3 protein-coding genes are annotated in these 17,224 nt (G+C 72.9%); all 3 read right to left on the reverse strand.

The window, feature by feature from the left end:
* Position 1: 1 nt before the first annotated feature.
* From ISP_RS24845 to ISP_RS24855, 3 genes are read right to left on the reverse strand one after another with little or no spacing between them, the layout of a single operon-like run.
* Positions 2-847, reverse strand: a complete 846-nt coding sequence (locus tag ISP_RS24845; protein ID WP_013226597.1) for a 3-hydroxyacyl-CoA dehydrogenase family protein — start codon at positions 845-847, stop codon at positions 2-4.
* Positions 844-2,205, reverse strand: a complete 1,362-nt coding sequence (locus ISP_RS24850; protein WP_013226598.1) for an acyltransferase domain-containing protein — start codon at positions 2,203-2,205, stop codon at positions 844-846. Before ISP_RS24850 ends, ISP_RS24845 begins: the two co-directional genes overlap by 4 nt.
* Before the next feature lie 14 nt (positions 2,206-2,219).
* Positions 2,220-17,216, reverse strand: a complete 14,997-nt coding sequence (locus ISP_RS24855; RefSeq protein ID WP_013226599.1) for a non-ribosomal peptide synthetase — start codon at positions 17,214-17,216, stop codon at positions 2,220-2,222.
* Positions 17,217-17,224: the final 8 nt, after the last annotated feature.

The raw sequence follows: 17,224 nt of genomic DNA on the forward strand, positions 1-17,224 counted from the left end.
TTCATCGGATGTCGTAGGTGAAGAACCCGCGGCCGCTCTTGCGGCCGAGGAGCCCGGCGTCGACGTACTGGCTGAGCAGCGTCGACGGGCGGTATTTCGGGTCGTTGAAGTTTTCGAGCAGGACATCGAGCGAGTAGCGGACGGTGTCCAGCCCGATCAGGTCGGCGGTGGCCAGCGGGCCCATCCGGTGCCCGAAGCAGCGCACGAACAGCAGGTCGATCTCGGCCGCCGTGGCAACGCCTTCGTCGAGCAGGCAGATCGCTTCGTTGACGGTCAGCATCAGCACCCGGTTGGTGACGAACCCGGGCGAGTCGGCGACCACCACGCTTTCCTTGCCGATCGCGGCGATCAGCTTCTGAGTGGTCTCGAGGGTCTCGTCCGAGGTGTGGAAGCCCCGGATCACCTCGACCATCGGCTTGAGCTGCGCGGGGTTCATGAAGTGCGTGCCGATCACCCGGTCCGGCCGCCCGGTGAAGCCGCCCACCCGGGTGATCGGGACCGCCGAGGTGTTCACGCCGAACACGCACCGCGGTGCGCAGAGCTCGTCGAGCCGCTGGTGAACCTCCCGCTTCAGCTCGGGCTTCTCGGTGACGTTCTCCACCACGAACCCGGCGTCGGCCAGCTCGGCCAGGTCGGTCGTGCAGGTGATGAGCTCGGTTCGCACGGGCGGCTCGTCCGCCCGGAACATCCGCGCCATGCGGACGTCTTCGGCGATCTGCCTGCGCGCCGCGGCCAGCGCCTCCGGTGCGGTGTCGACCAAGGTGACCTCGATGCCGCCGGCCGCGAACGCCTGACTGACCCCGATGCCGATCGTGCCGGCACCGACGACTCCGACACGGGTGATCATGAGCTGCTCCCCAGGTAGTGGTGGTCGTGGGCCGAGGTGCCGAGGAGATCGCCGCCGGTCAGGTCGACCGGGCAGCCCAGCTCCCACAGCCGTCCGGCGGTGTCCAGGACGGCCGCGGTGTCGGCCCGGTCACCGGTGGCAGCGGGCAGGGTGGCGAGCACCGCCGGCTCGCCGGGCGGGCGGGCGGGATGCTGGGCGGCGAACCCGCCGAGCATCCGGCCCGCCCCGACCTCCACCGCGACCGCGCCGGGCAGCCGCCACATCTCGGTGAGGTTGTCGTGCAGCCGCACCGGCTGGCGCAGGTGCCGGGCCCAGTAGGCGGGCGAAGTCGCCTCCGCGTCGGTGAGCCAGGTGCCGCTCACGTTGGACAGGAGCGGGATCCGCGGCGCGGCGAGGCCGAACGTGCCGGCCAGGTCGGCGAGCGGCGCCTCGATCGAGGCCATCATCCGCGAGTGGAACGCGTGGCGGGTGCCGGCCCGGACGCTCGCGACGCCGTCGGCGGTCAGCCGCTGTTCCAGGTGCCGCAGAGCGGGCAACGGGCCGGCGGCGACGCACAGCTGCGGCCCGTTCACCGCGGCGAGCGAGAGTTCGCTGCCCAGGTACGCCGCGAGGGCTTCGCGGCCGAGCATCACCACGAGCATCCCGCCGGGGGCCACGGTCTCGACGAGCTTGGCCCGCCTGGCCACCAGCACCAGCGCGTCCTCGAGCGTCAGCACGCCGGCGACGGTCGCGGCGACGTACTCGCCGATGCTGTAGCCGAGCATGGCCGCCGGCGTGATCCCCCAGCTGAGCAGCAGCCTGGCCAGCGCGTACTCCACGGCGAAGACGACGGGCTGGGCGACCAGGGTGCGCTCGATCGGGCGGTGCCCGCCGGACCGGTCGAGCAGCTTCGTCAGGTCGATTCCGCTGGGGTGGGTACCGGCCGGGGCGGGGCGCGGGTCCGGCCGGTCGGGGTACAGCTCGGCGCGCAGGTCGAACCCGAGCTCGCCGATCAGGAGCTCGGCACACCGGTCCAGCCACTTCCGGAACACCGGCTCGCGGCGGTAGAGCCCGCGTCCCATCCCGGCGTAGTGGTCGCCGACCCCGGGGATCAGGAAGACCACGCCCGGTCCGTCGGCCACCGGCCCGGTTCCCGGCCCGAGCCGGCGCAGCCGCCGGACCGCTTCGGTGGTGTCGCCGGCCACGAACGCGCGCCGGTAGCGCGCGTCCGGCCGCGGCGCCACCGGTCCGGCCTGCCCGCCGAGCGGCGCCGACGGCCGCAGCGCGAGGTCGTCCGCCAGTGCCGCGGCGGCGCGCCGGAACTCCGCCGGCGTGGCGGCCGAGACCGCCACGAGACGCCAGTCACGCGATTCGTCCATTGTGGAGCTTCCTTTTAGTCGATCAGGTAACGGATGTGGACCCCGAGCTCGTTGATCAGATCGGCCATCAGGGGCGCCTCACCGCCGATGTTGGCCGCCACGACGAGCCCGGTCCCGGTGTTCAGGTCGGTCGCCGTGAAGCACTGGTGCGAGCGCTTGTCGCCCGGGTGGCCGAACCAGTGCGCGCCGTCTTCCCTGGTGACCGCGCAGCCCAGCCCGTATTCGGCGCTCGTCGGGCCGACCATCGCCAGCGCCAGCGACCGGTCGAGGAAGGCGGCGGGTGCCCCGGTCACCGCGCGCATGACCTCCACCGACACCTTGGCCAGGTCGGCCGGGGTGCACCACAGCCCGCTGGAGGCCGCCTCGGGGAAGAGCAGCCAGCCGCCGGCGTACGGGCTGCCGTCCGGCTTGTGGCCGTGCGCGACCTGGACGTCGGCGGTGTCCGGGAAGTCCTGCTCGAACCCGCTGTCGCGCATGCCGAGCGGCTCGAGCACCAGCGACCGCATCACCTCGGCGAACGGACGGCCGGTCACGTCGGTCACCACCTGCTGGACCACCGAGAAGTTGCCGCAGGAGTAGAGAAAACCCGAACCGGCCGGGCGTTCCCGCCGGATCGGCGGGGTGTTCGCCGGCGGCACGCCGTCCAGGATGTCGGTGAGCGACGGCACCGCGCCGCCGCGGGGGTAGCCGGGCAGGCGGAACTCCGACAACCCGGCCGTGTGGCTGAGGATCTGGCGCAACGACACCGGCGGGTCACCGGCACCCGCGGGCGGCAGCCGCCACCCGGTCAGGTACCGGTTGACGTCCTCGTCGAGGTCGAGCCGGCCGTCCTGGACGAGGCGGAGGACCCCGAGCGTGGTCACGTACTTGCTCACCGAGCAGGCCTGGAACGCGGTGGCCGCGGTGACCGGCCCGCCCGGGTCGCCGCCGGTGACCCCGTGGCCCCACGCGCCATGCAACTCGCCGTCGACGATCAGCGCCACGCTCAGCCCGGGCACCCGGTTGCGGGCCATCGGCAAGACCAGCCCGGGCGCGTGCGGGAACACCCGGTCGAGCAACCGGCCGGCGTCGCCGCGCGGCCGCACCCCGGGCCGGTCACCGGCCCGGGCCAGCTCGGTCAGTTCGGCCGCGCAGTCTTCGGCCACCCCGGCGATGGTCCCCTCGTCGTGCAAGCCGCTCGCGTACGTCCAGCTGACCACCGCCTGCCCGTCCACCACCTCCGTGTCCACCTCGAGCAGGTGCGAGCGGCGGCCGGCCGGATCACGCGTCTGCCCCGGGCCGCCCACCGTCACGACGTCGAACAGCGCGCCGGGGTCTGCCGCGGTCGAGTGCCGCTGCCCGTGGTAGGTGAAGACGACCTGGGCGGCCTGCCGGTCCGCCAAGATCCGTGCCGTGTCCTCGCGCAGGTACCGCGCCAAGCCGTAGCCGAGGCCTCCGGACGGCACCGCGCGCACCTGTTCCCGGACGGCGACCGCCCGCCGTCGCGCCCCGCCGCGTTCCGGCAGGTGCAGGAACAACGGGTGCACCGCGGTGAACCAGCCCACCGTCCGGCCGAGGTCGACGTCGTCGGACACCGCCTCACGACCGTGCCGCTCGACGTCGAGCAAGACCTCGGACGAGCCGGACCAGCCGGCGAGGGCCGTGGCCACCGCCGTCAGCAGCAGCTCGTCGATCCGGCAGCCGAGCGGCCCCCGCGCCGAGCGGAGCAGCGCTTCGGTCACATCGGCGGGCAGCGTCGTCCGCACAACCCGCTGGGCGGCCTGGACGTTCAGCCCGTTCAACCGGTCGGTCGGGAGCGCGGCCACCGCCGGACGGGCGGCGAGCCAGTACCCGGACTCGTCCGCGAACCGGGGGCTGCCGGTGTGCTCGGCCAGCCGCCGTGCCCACTGCCGGTAGGACGTCGACGGCTCCGGCAGCCGCACGGGCTCGCCGGCGGCCAGCGACCGGTAGGCCTCCGTCAGGTCCTCGAGCAGGATCGGCCACGACATCGAGTCCACCGCCATGTGGTGCACGGCGATCAGCAACCGGGCCGCCCCGGCCCCGGTGAACAGCGCGGCGTTGACCAGCCGCCCGCCGTCGAGGTCCATCGCGGCGTTGAGCTCGTCGCCGGTCAGCCGCACAGCCTCGGCTTGCTCGCCGGCCGCGACACCGGCCAGGTCCACCACCCGGAGGCGGACGGGAACGGTTCCGGCCGGGTCCAGCTGCCGGTGCGGGTCGATGCGCAGCCGGAACCGCAGGGCCTCGTGCCGGTCCACCACCGCTTGCAGGGCGCGCTCGAGCACCTCGGCGTCCGGCGCCGAGCGCCAGGACAGCAGCATCGACTGGTTGTGGTGCCGGTGGTCGAGGTCGCAGGCCAGGAACCGCAGCAACGTCGGCGTCAGCGGCGTCGCACCGCCGTCCCCGGCGAGTCCTGCCGCTTCCGGTGCGGCTTCGGCCGCCGCGGCGGTTTCCGCGGCCTCGACCAGCTCCGCGATGGTGCGGTGGCGCAGTGCCTGCCGCACGCTCACGGGCAGGCCCGCCTTCCGGGCACGGGTCACCACCTGGAAGACCAGGATGGAGTCGCCGCCGAGGTCGTAGAAGTCGTCGTGCACGCCGATCTCGGCCACCCGGTCGATCCGCAGGACTTCCGCCCAGATCCCGGCGACATCGCGTTCCGCCGGTGTGCGCGGGGCCACCCGTGCGGCCGCCGTCCGCGCCTGGTCGCCGCCCGGGCGGCCGGCCCAGTTCGTCTCGCCGCGGGGCAGCGCGATCGCGGCGACCGGCAGCTCCGGCTCGGCCGTCGCCACCGTCCGCAGGAGGTCCACGTACTCGTCGAGCAGCCGCTCCCCGGCCGGCTCGGTGTACCACGCCCGGTCGTACTTGACGGCGACCTGCAGGCGTGCGCCCCTGCTGAGCGCGAGCACCAGCGGATATTCCGATTCGCCGTCGGTCGCGCCGGCCTCGGTGACGACCAAGCCGTCCGTCCCCGGCCGTTCGGCGTCGACGCCGGTCTCGAACACGAACCTGGTCTCGAACAGGCGCGTCCCACCGGGGATCGCCGACCAGCGGTGGATGTCGGTCAGGGCGTGGTGATCGTGCGGGTAGCGGGCCACCTGCTGCTCGTGCAACCGCCGGAGCCAGTCCTCGACGCCGAGCGAACCGGCGACCGGCACCCGTGCGGGCACCGTGTTCATCAGCATGCCCACCATGCGGGAGATCCCCGGCAGCTCCGCGGCGCGGCCCGCGACGGTGATCCCGAAGATCACCTCGGGCCGGTCGCTGTAGCCGCTGAGCAGCAACGCCCAGGCGGCCTGCGCCAGCGTGCCCACCGTGACCCCGTACCGCCGCGCCGCGGCGTCCAGGTCGGTGGCGAGCGCTGCCGGCAGCTCGCGGCCGGTCACGCCCGGGGCACTCGGGTGACCGGTGGGCCGGGCGGCGGGCGGCGGCGTCGGTTCGATGACGCCGGCCAACGCGCGGCGCCAGTACCCGGGACCGTCTTCGGCCTGCCGGTCCAGCCATTCGACGAACGACCGGAACGGGGTCACCTCGGGCAGGCTCGGCCGCTCACCGGCGGTGAACGCGGCATAGGCGGCGAACACCTCCGCCATGACGACGGCGTGGCTCCATCCGTCGAGCAGGATGTGATGGGTGTTCCAGACGAACCGGTGGCCGCGTTCCCCGGTGCGCACCAGCAGGAACCGGGACGGTGGCGAGACATCCAGTTCGATGCCGCTGTCCCGCTCGTCGCTCAGCAGCCGCTCCAGCCACGCGGTGCGCTCACCGGGCGGGACCGAACGGGCGTCCCAGCGCTCGAACAGCACCGGGAACGTGCCGCAGACCACCTGGACCGGGTGCGGCAGCCCCTCCCAGGCGAACCGGGTGCGCAGCACGGTGTGCCGGTCGATCACGTGCTGCCAGCTGCGGGTGAACGCGCCGACGTCGAGGTCGCCGTCGAGGTCGTAAGCCCACTGCCGGAAGTACGGGTCCCGGCCGGCGGCTCCCAGCGACTCGACCAGCATGCCGGCCTGGAGCGGGGTGAGCCGGTAGACGTCCTCGACGTCGCTGTCCGCGGTCAACCGCTCGAGCAGGCCGGCGGGCAGTCCGGACAAGGGGAATCCGTCCGGCGCGGCGGGTTCCACCGGCGTTTCCGCGGCGGGCACCGGTTCGACCACACCGGCGAGCGCGGCGATGGTGCGGTGCTCGAAGATCTGCCGGACGGTGATCCGCAACCCGGCCTGGTGCGCCCGCTCGGTGAGCCGGATGGCGAGGATCGAGTCGCCACCGAGGTGGAAGAAGTCACCGTCCACGCCGACCTGGCCGACGCCGAGTGCCTCGGCCCACAGCTCGGCGAGCAGGCGCTCGGTCGCCGTGCCGGGCACCCGGCCGACGGCCTCGGCGGGCGTGGTGTGGTCCGCATCCGGCAGCGCGTCACGGTCGATCTTCCCCGCCGGAGTCAGGGGCAGGTGGTCGAGCACCGTCCAGCGGACCGGCACCATGTGCTCGGGCAGCGCGGCGGCCGCGAAGCTGCGCAGCGCTTCGGTGTCGAGGTCCTGTCCGGCGTGGCAGACGACGTAGGCGGCGAGCCGCTTGTGCCCGGCGGAATCGGGTCGTGCGGTCACGACGGCTTCGCTGACCTGGTCGTGGCGGAGCAACCGGGTCTCGATCTCCCCCAGCTCCACCCGGTAGCCGCGGATTTTGACCTGGTGGTCGGCCCGGCCGAGGAACTCCAGGTTCCCGTCCGCGCGGAACCGGGCCAGATCACCGGTCCGGTACATCCTCGTCCCCGCCGGACCAAAGGGATCCGGCACGAACTTCTCCGCCGTCAACCCCGCCCGCCGCCAATAGCCCCGCGCGACCCCGAAACCGCCGATGCACAACTCGCCCACGACACCCACCGGCACCGGTGCCAAGCCGCCGTCGAGCACGTACATCCGCGTGTTCGCAATGGGTTTGCCGATCGACACCGGCCTGGCCGGATCGAAATCGTCGCCGATCACATACGTCGAACACCCCACCACGGTTTCGGTGGGCCCGTATTCGTCGATGATCCGCGCGTTCGGCGCCACCGTGCGCCAGGCCGCCACCGTCTCCGGCCGGACCTCGTCGGCACCGACCACGAACGTCCGCACGGAATCGACGACCGCGTCGGCTCCCATCGTGGCGCGCACCAGATCCAGGTGCCCCGGGGTGAGCTTCACCAGCGAAAAGTCCCCGGGCTTGGTGAGCAGTTCCGCCAACGCGGACAGGCTGCGGTCCGGCGGCAGCAACGTCACGTCCTTGCCGCCGATCAAGGGCAGGAAGAAGTTCGGCACCGACAGATCCACCGCGACCGAACCCACCATCGGCGCGCCCGACGCACCACCGAGGCCGTACCCCTCGATCGCCCACCACAGGTAGTTCACCAGGCCGTGGTGGGAGATCATCACGCCCTTCGGCTGTCCCGTCGACCCCGACGTGTACATCACATACACCAGGTTCTCCGGACCGATCACCGCCACCGGATCGGTGGCCGGGCACTCCTGGATGGCCGCGCGATCGTGGTCGATCAGCACCATCCGGCCGGCGAAGGCGTCCGGCAGGATCCCGGCGAGCTTGCGCCGGGTGACGATCAGCCGGGTGGCCGAGTCGGCCAGCACGAACTCGAGGCGACCGGCCGGGTGCTCCGGATCAAGGGGGAGGTAGGCGCCGCCCGCCTTTCCCACCGCCAGCAACGTGATCAGGACGTCCAGCCCGGGCTCGAGGCACACGCCGACCACGGATTCGGCTTCGACGCCGAGGTGACGGAGGTGCTGGGCAAGCCGGTTCGCCCGCGCGTTCAGCTCGGCGTAGGTCGTCACCGAACCGTCGACGTCCACCACCGCGGGCGCCTCCGGTGTCCGCGCGACCGCGGTCTGGAACAACTCCGCCAGCGTCGCCCACGGCACCTCCGCCGCCGTGTCGTTCCACTCCCGGACGACCAGCTGCCGCTCCGCGGGTCCCATGACGTCCACAGTGGACAGCCGAGCGGCCGGATCCGCGGCCATGCTCTCCAGGACGGCGACGAGCCGGCGCACCATGCGCGAGGCGGAAGCCGGGTCGAACAAGTCGGTCGCGTACCGCAGCTCCAGTTCGACCAGCTCGGCCCGGTCCACCGCGAACAGGCTCAGGTCGAGTTTGCCGGACCCGCTGTCCAGATCGGCGGGCTCGACGTCGAGATCCCCCAGCCGCCACAGCGCGTCGTCCGGCTGGTACAGCTGGAACAGCACCTGGAACAGCGGGTTCCGCCCGGCTTCCCGGGCCGGCCGCACCGCGGCCACCACGTCCTCGAACGAGACGTCCTGGTGGTCGAGGACCTCGACCATGGCCGCCTGGGTCCTGGCCAGCAGCGCGCCGATGGCCGGGTCACCGGACAGGTCCGCCGGGATGGCCACGGTGTTGGCGAACATCCCGATCGATCCGGCGAGGTCGGCACGGTCCCGGCCGGACACCAGTGAGCCCACCGCGAACCGGTCCTGCCCGCCGCAGCGGCCCAGCAGCACTTCGAACGCCGTCAGCAACAGCGAGAACATCGTCACGCCGTGTTCCCGCGCGACTCGGCGCAGCGCGCCGGTCAGCTCCGCCGGCACCGTGCCACGCACGGTGGCGGCGCGGTAGGTGGGTCGTGCCGGGTGCGGTCGGTCGGTCGGCAGCCGCAGGGCCGGCGACAGGGTGCCGAGCGCGGCCCGCCAGTACGCGAGCTGCTGCGCACGCACCTCGCCGGAGATGCGGGCGGCCTGCCAGTGCGCGTAGTCGCCGTACTGCACGAGCGGCTCGGTCAACGTCGCCGCCGTCCCGATCGTGGCGGCGGCGTACAGCTCGCGAAGCTCGTGAGCGAGCACCGACCAGTCGTCGTTCAGCAGGTGGTGCGTGTTGAGCAGCAGCAGGTGCTCACGGGCACCGACGCCGAACAACGTGGTGCGGAACAGCGGCCCGTCGGCCAGATCGAACGGACGGCGCAGCTCCTCCTCGGCCGCCGCCGCCGCGTGGGCCCGGTCGGTGCACTCGACGACCTCGAACGCCGCGGGCCGCACGTCGCCGATCACCTGCGCCGGTTCGGCGCCGCCGGTGAACGTGGTGCGGAGGATCTCGTGCCGGCGCACCAGCTCGTCGAGGGCGAGGCGCAGCGCGGGGACATCCAGCTCGCCGCGCAGCCACAGGCCGCGGTAGACGCTGTAGAGCGCGTTGTTCGCCAGGAACTGATCGACCACCCACAACCCGTGCTGCACCGGGGAAAGCGGGACCGGACCGGTCGCCGGGCGCGCGGGGATGCGCACCGGCGCCACGTCCCCGGGACTGACCTCGCCCGCCAGCGCGGCCACGGTCCGGTGCTCGAAGATCTGCCGCAGCGTGAGCGGCGCACCGGCCTGGCGGATCCGGCCGAGGACTTCGATGGCCCGGATCGAATCGCCGCCCAGCAGGAAGAAGTCGTCGTCGGCGCCGACCCGGTCCACCCCGAGCACGCCGGCCATCACCTCGGCCAGCAGCCGCTCGCTCGGGGTGCGCGGCGCGACGTAGTCCGCCGCGGCACTCCGGGTGTGGCCGGGGTCCGGCATGATCTTGCGGTTGACCTTGCCCGCCTGCGTGAGCGGCATCCGGTCGAGCACCAGCCAGGTGCTGGGCACCATGTATTCGGGCAGCGCGGCGGCCACGAAGTCCCGCAGGCGCGCGGTGTCCAGCGGGCGCCCGGCGTGGGCCACGACGTAGGCGACGAGCCGCCGGTGACCGGCGGCGTCGGGCCGGGCGTCCACGACGGCCTCGCTGACCTGCTCGTGCAGCAGCAACCTCGCCTCGACCTCGCCGAGTTCGACGCGGTAGCCGCGGACCTTGACCTGGTGGTCGATGCGGCCGAGGAACTCGAGGTTCCCGTCGGGACGGTGCCGGGCCAGGTCGCCGGTGCGGTACATCCGGGCGCCGGGCGTGTCCGGGCGGATGTCGGGGACGAACGCGCCCGCGGTCAGCGCCGGCCGCCGCCAGTACCCGCGCGCGACGCCGAACCCGGCGATGCACAGCTCCCCGACGACCCCGGTGGGCACCGGCTCGAGGTGGTCGTCGAGCACGTACATCCGGATGTTGCCGATGGGCTTGCCGATGGAGACCGGCTGCGCGGGGTCGAAATCGTCGCCGATCACGTAGGTGGAGCAGCCGACCACGGTTTCGGTGGGCCCGTATTCGTCGATGATGCGGGCGTTCGGCGCGACCCGGCGCCACGCCGCCACCGTCTCCGGCCGGACCTCGTCGGCACCGACGACGAACGTCCGCACCGAATCGACCGTGGCCCGGTCACCGAGGATGCCGCGCAGGACGTCCAGGTGGCCGGGGGTCAGCTTGAGCAGGCTGAAGTCGCCGGGCCGGGCCAGCAGTTCGGCCAAGGCCGACAGGCTGCGGTCCGGTGGCAGCAGGGTGACGTCCTTGCCGCCGATCAAAGGCAGGAAGAAGTTCGGCACCGAGAGGTCGAAGGCGATGGAACCCAGCAGCGGCGCGCCGGAACCGCCGCCCAGCCCGTATCCCTCGACCGCCCACCACAGGTAGTTCACCAAGCCGTGGTGGGAGATCATCACGCCCTTCGGCCGTCCCGTCGACCCCGACGTGTACATCACGTACACCAGGTTGTCCGGCCCGATCACGGGCTCGGGATGGGTGGCCGGGCAGGCGTCGATCGCCGCGCGGTCACCGTCGAGCAGCACCAGGTCGCCACCGAACACCGAGCCGATGAGCGAGCCGAACGCACTCTGCGTCACCACGATCGGGGACGCGGTGTCGGCGAGCATGAAACCCAGCCGGTCCGCGGGGTGTTCCGGATCCAGCGGCAGGTAGGCGCCGCCGGCCTTCACCACGCCCAGCAGCGCCACCAGCATGTCCACCCCGGGCTCGACGCACACGCCGACGATCGATTCGCCGCCCACGCCACGCTCGCGCAGGTGGTGCGCCAGCCGGTTGACCCTCGTGTCCAGCTCGGCGTAGGTCGTCACCGAACCGTCGACGTCCACCACCGCGGACGCCTCCGGTGTCCGCGCGACCGCGGTCCCGAACAGCTCCCCCAGCGTCGTCCGCGGCACGGCCATCGCGGTGTCGTTCCCCTGACGGAGGACCAGCTCGCGCTCGGCGGGCGACAGGGTGGGCACGTCCCGGAGCCGGGCGCGCGGCTCGGCGGCCAGGCCGGCGAGCAGGTTCTGGAAGGTGGCGAGCAGGCGGACGCAGGTGTCCCGGTCGAACCGGGCGCGGTGGTAGGTGGCGACGAGCTCGAGGGTTTCGTGGTGCCCGACCTCGACCACGAGCGGGCAGTCGGTCTGCTCGGTCACCGGGCCGTACGGGGCGACCCCCAACGCACGCACCGGCTCCCCGCCCGGCGGGAAGCTCTCGTAGACGAGCACGTTGTCGAACAGCGCGGTGCCGGCCGGGACGGTCGTGGCGTGCTGGATGTCGACCAGGCCGCAGTGTTCGCGCTCACGCAGGGCGAGCTGCTTGTCGTGCACGGCGGCCAGGTACGCGGGCACCGGCAGGTCCGGGTCGACGTCGACCCGGGTGGGCAGCGTGTTGATCAGCATCCCGACGATCCGGTCGGCGCCGGGCACGCCGGTGGCCCGGCCGGTCACGGTGCTGCCGAACACGACGTCGGTCTCGCCGGTGTACCGGCTCAGCAGCAGCGCCCACGCGGCGTGCACGACCGTGCCGACCGTGCACCCGCTGCGCAGCGCCAGCTGCCGGACCGCGGCGACGACCTCGGCAGGCACCGTCGCCGGCACCCGGCCGACTCCCGGGTCCCCGGCGGCGAAGGCGCTGGGCAGCACGGTCGGGCCGGGCAGACCGGCGAGCTCGGCTCGCCAGAACGCGGCGTCGGCGGCCCGGTCCTGCCGGGCGATCCAGGCGATGTGGTCGCGGAACGGCACCACCTCGGGCAGGACGGGTGCACGCCCGTCGCGCAGGCTCAGGTAGGCCTCGGCCACCTCGTCCAGCACCGCGGTCACGCTCCACGCGTCGAGCACGATGTGGTGGAAGGACCACAGCACGTAGTGCTCGTCCGGCGCGCGGGTGGCGATCGCGAGCCGCGCGGGGCACTCGGCCGTGAGGTCGAACCCCACGGCGCGCTCCGCCCGGGTCAGGCGGTCGAACCACTCGGGCACGTCGGCGGGGTCCACTTTGGACCAGTCGAGGCGGGCGGCCCGGATCCGCCCGCCGGTGCGCACGACCTGCAGCGGGTGCGGCAACCCCGCCCAGACGAACCGGCTGCGCAGCACCGCGTGCCGGTCGGCGACCAGCTGCCACGCGGCCTCGAACGCGTCGGCGTCCAGCGGGCCCCGGACCACGAACCCGTTCTGCTCGAGGTAGTCCTGCGAGCCGGGGTCGTACACCGAACGGAACAACATGCCCTGTTGCAAGGGCGAGAGCGGATAGAGGTCGGCGATGTCACCGACCTCGATCGGGTCGGGCGAGCTGCCGAGCCCGGCCACCAGTGTGTCCAGAGTGGACTGCGGCAAGCCGGCGAGCGGGAAGTCGCTCGGCGTGACTCCCCGTGCTCCGGAAGTGCAATGCTCGGCCACCGCGGCAAGAGCGGCCGCGAACGCCTCGGCCAGGCGGGTGACGGTGGCGCGCCGGTAGCGCCGGCTCGAGTAGCTCAGGGAGATCCGGAGCCGGTCGTCGACGACGGCCGCGGTGATCTCCAGCAGGTACGGCCGCCCGGCGCCCGGGGCTCTGGTCGCGCCGAGGTCCTCGGCCAGCAGCCGGAACCGTCCGGCGTCACCGCCGGGCCGGTCCAGCCGGCCCAGGTAGTTGAACGACACCTGCGCGGTGGCCCGCGGTCCGTCCGACGTCGTGCGCAGGCTTTCCTTGACCGCTTTGAGGCAGCTGTCCCAGTCCGGTCGCGGCACGGGCAGCAGCACCGGGCGGATCGAGGTGAACCAGCCGACGGTGCGGGTCAGGTCCACGTCGTCGAGGAACGGGTCGCGGCCGTGCCCCTCGACGTCGACGACCAGCCCGGGCTCACCGGTCCAGCCGGCGAACGTGCGGGCCAGCGCGGTGAGCAGCACGTCGTTGATCTCGGTGCGGTAGGCCGCCGTCGTCCGGCGCAGCAACGTGTCGGTCAGCTCGGCCGGCAACGCGACCTCGGCCGCCTCCGTGAACTGCTCGGCGTCCGGGCCGTCGTCGAGGTCGACCGGCAGCGGAGCAGGCGCCGGGGCTTCGGTCCCGACGGTCCCGGCACGCTCGGCGACCAGGCCCGCCCACTGCCGGTAGGAGGTCGTCTTGGCACCCAGCCGGACCGGCAGGCCGGCCTCGAGCTGCCGGCAGGCCGTGGCGAGGTCCTCGAGCAGGATGCTCCAGGACACGGTGTCGACGGCGATGTGGTGCGCCGCGACGAGGAGGGTGTCCGGACCCGCCCCGGTGAAGAGCACGGCGCGCAGGAGACGGGCCTGGCCGACCGAGAGGCTCGACTGGACCTCGGTGGCGATCCGGGTCCGGGCCTCGTCCCGGTCGGCCGCGGGGATCGCGGACAGGTCGACGGTCCGGAGCGGGCCACGGTCGTGGGCCGCGACGATCTCGGCGCGCCACGAGCCGGCCGAGCGGGACAACCGGGTGCGGAGCGCGTCGTGGTGGTCGGCCAGTGCGCAGAGCGCCGCGGAGAGGATGCCGGGGTCGACCGACGGCTCGCAGGTCACGAGCACGGACTGGTTGTAGTGGTCGAGCCCGCCGTGGGTCTCGGTGAACCACTTCAGCATCGGGGTCAGCGGCAGCGGCCCGGAAACGGTCCCCTGCTCGGCCGCGACCGCGACCACGGCGGTGTCCGCGACGGCCGCGGCCAGTGCGGCCACGGTGCGGTTCTCGAAGACCTGCCGGACGGTGAGGTGCAGGCCCGCTCGCCGGGCCGCCGCGGTGATCCGGATGGCGAGGATGGAGTCACCGCCGAGGCGGAAGAAGTCCTGGTCGGTCCCGACCCGCTCCAGGCCGAGCACGTCCGCCCAGATCTCGGCGAGCACGGTCTCGGCCGGCGTGCCCGGCGCGGCGTGGTCCGCCGGACCGGGTGCCGGATCGCTCGACAGCGCGGCGAGCGCGGTCCGGTCGATCTTGCCGGCCTGGGTCAGCGGCATCCGCGCCAGCAGCGTCCAGGTAGCGGGGATCATGTGGTCGGGCAGGGCCCCGGCGAGAAAGTCCCGGAGTGCCGCGGTGTCGGTTTCGGCCACCACGTAGGCGGCGAGCCGCTTGTGCCCGGCGGTATCCTCGGTGGCCAGCACGACGGCTTCGCGGACCTGCTCGTGGCGGAGCAACCGGGCCTCGATCTCCCCCAGCTCCACCCGATAGCCCCGGATCTTGACCTGATGATCCACCCGGCCCAGGAACTCCAGGTTCCCGTCCGCGCGGAACCGGGCCAGATCACCGGTCCGGTACATCCGCGTGCCGGCCGGACCGAACGGATCCGGCACGAACTTCTCCGCCGTCAACCCCGCCCGCCGCCAGTACCCCCGCGCCACCCCGAAACCACCGATGCACAACTCGCCCACGGCCCCGATCGGCACCGGTGCCAGGTGCTGGCCGAGGACGTACATCCGGGTGTTGGCAATGGGTTTGCCGATCGACACCGGCGTGGCCGGGTCGAAATCGTCGCCGATCACGTAGGTGGAGCAGCCGACCACGGTTTCGGTGGGTCCGTATTCGTCGATGATCCGCGCGTTCGGTGCGATCCTCCGCCATGCGGCCACCGTCTCCGGCCGGACCTCGTCGGCGCCGACCACGAACGTCCGCACCGAGTCCACAGTGGAACTCGCACCCAGCGTCGCCCGCACCAGATCCAGGTGCCCGGGGGTGAGCTTCAGCAACGAGAAGTCACCAGGGCCGCCGAGCGTTTCCGCCAACGCCGACAGGCTGCGGTCCGGCGGCAACAGGGTGACGTCCTTGCCGCCGATCAAAGGCAGGAAGAAGTTCGGCACCGACAGATCCACCGCAACCGAACCCACCATCAGCGCACCCGAAGCGCCCTCGAGGCCATACCCTTCGATCGCCCACCACAGGTAGTTCACCAGGCCGTGGTGCGAAACCATCACGCCCTTCGGCCGTCCCGTCGACCCCGACGTGTACATCACGTACACCAAGTTGTCCGGGCCGATCACCGCCACCGGGTCGGTGGCCGGGCACTCCTGGATGGCCGCCCGGTCGTCGTCCACCAGAACCAGGTCCCCGACGTGTTCCCGAGGCAGTGCCCCGGCGAGGTGCGCCGCGGTGACCACGATGCGCGCACCGGTGTCGGTCAGCATGAACCCGAGCCGGTCCGCCGGGTGGTCCGGATCGAGCGGCAGGTAGGCGCCCCCGGACTTCACCACCGCCAGCAGGGCCGCCAGCTGGTCGACCCCGGACTCCAGGCAGACGCCGACGACCGACTCGCAGCCCACCCCGCGGTCTCGCAGGTGGTGGGCGAGCCGGTTCGCCCGCGCGTTCAATTCGGCGTACGTCGTCACCGAACCGTCGGTGTCCACCACGGCCGCCGAGTCCGGCACCCGCCCGGCCACCGACTCGAACAACTCCGCCAAGGTCACGCGCGGCACTTCCGCCGCCGTGTCGTTCCACTCCCGCACCACCAGCTGCCGCTCGGCGGGGGACATGACGTCCACAGTGGACAGCGGAGCGTCCGGGACGAGCACGACCTGCGCGAGCACCGCGGCGACCCGGTCGGCGTAGCGCAGCGCGGTGGTGTGGTCGAAGACGTCGTGCGCGTACTCGATCTCGAGGTCGAGCCGGCCGCCGTCGTGAATGCCGTAGAGGGCGAGATCGACCTTGCCGAGCCCGTTGTGCGTCTCGGCGGCCCGCACGTCGAGGTCGCCGAACCGCCATCGCTCGTCGTCGACCTCCACCAGCTGGAACAGCACCTGGAACAGCGGGCTGCGGCCGGGTTCCCGCTCCGGGCGCACCGCGGCCACCACGTCCTCGAACGACACGTCCTGGTGGCCCAGCGCGCCGAGCACGGCCCGCCGGGTCCCCTGCAGCAGTTCGCCGAACGTCGGGTTCCCGGACAGGTCGACCGGGATCGCCACGGTGTTGGCGAACATCCCGATCAGGTGCTCGACCTCGGGGCGTTCCCGTCCCGAGGTGAGCGAGCCGACCGCGAACCGGTCCTGGCCCGCGCACCGGCCCAGCACCACGGCGAACGCGGTCATCAACAGGGAGAACAGCGTCACGCCCCGCTCGTGGGCGAGCCGGCGCACCGCCGCGGCCAGCTCGGCGTCGAGCGACCGCCGCGCGCGGCCGGCCCGGTAGGACGGCCGCGCCGGGTGCCGCCGGTCGGCCGGCAGCCGCAGCACCGGCGCGACCCCGTCGAGCGCCGCCCGCCAGTACCCGAGCTGCTCCTCCCGCAGCGGCCCGGCGAGCCTGCGCATTTGCCAGTACGCGTAGTCGCCGTACTGGATCGCCAGCTCGGGCAGCTCCGGCGCGCGTCCCGCCACTTCGGACGCGTAGAGCTCACCGAGATCGCGTCCCAGCACGGTGCAGGACCAGGCGTCGCTGACCAGGTGGTGCATGTTCAGCACCAGCAGGTGCTCGGCAGGCCCCGTCCGGAACAGCCTGGCCCGCAGCGTCGGCCCGGTGCCGAGGTCGAACGGGGTGCCGAGCTCGGCACCGGCCAGGTCGAGGGCACGCTGCCGGCTCTCCGGCGCGGGGAGGCCGGCGAGGTCCGTCACCACGAAGTCCGCTTCGCGGGCGGCAGCGACCTGCTGCCGCGGCACCGTGTCACCGGTGTAGGTGGTGCGCAGCGTCTCGTGCCGCGCCACCAGCCGGTCGAGACCGGCGCGCAGGGCCACCACGTCGAGTTCGCCCCGCAGCCACAGGCTCCGGTGCACGCCGTAGAGCGAGTTGTCGTCGAGGAACTGCTCGACCACCCACAAGCCGTGCTGCACCGGCGAAAGCGGCACCGGCGTACCGGATGGCACGGTCATCGGCTCGTCCGCGGTGCCACCGCGGATGCCACGCAGCCGCTGCAGCGCCAGCGCACGCTGCGCGGCCGAAAGCTCTCGGGGTTCGTTCGACGTCGTGGTCATCGCTTCCT

It is taken from the genome of Amycolatopsis mediterranei (genome assembly GCF_026017845.1).
Taxonomy (GTDB): Bacteria; Actinomycetota; Actinomycetes; order Mycobacteriales; family Pseudonocardiaceae; genus Amycolatopsis; species Amycolatopsis mediterranei.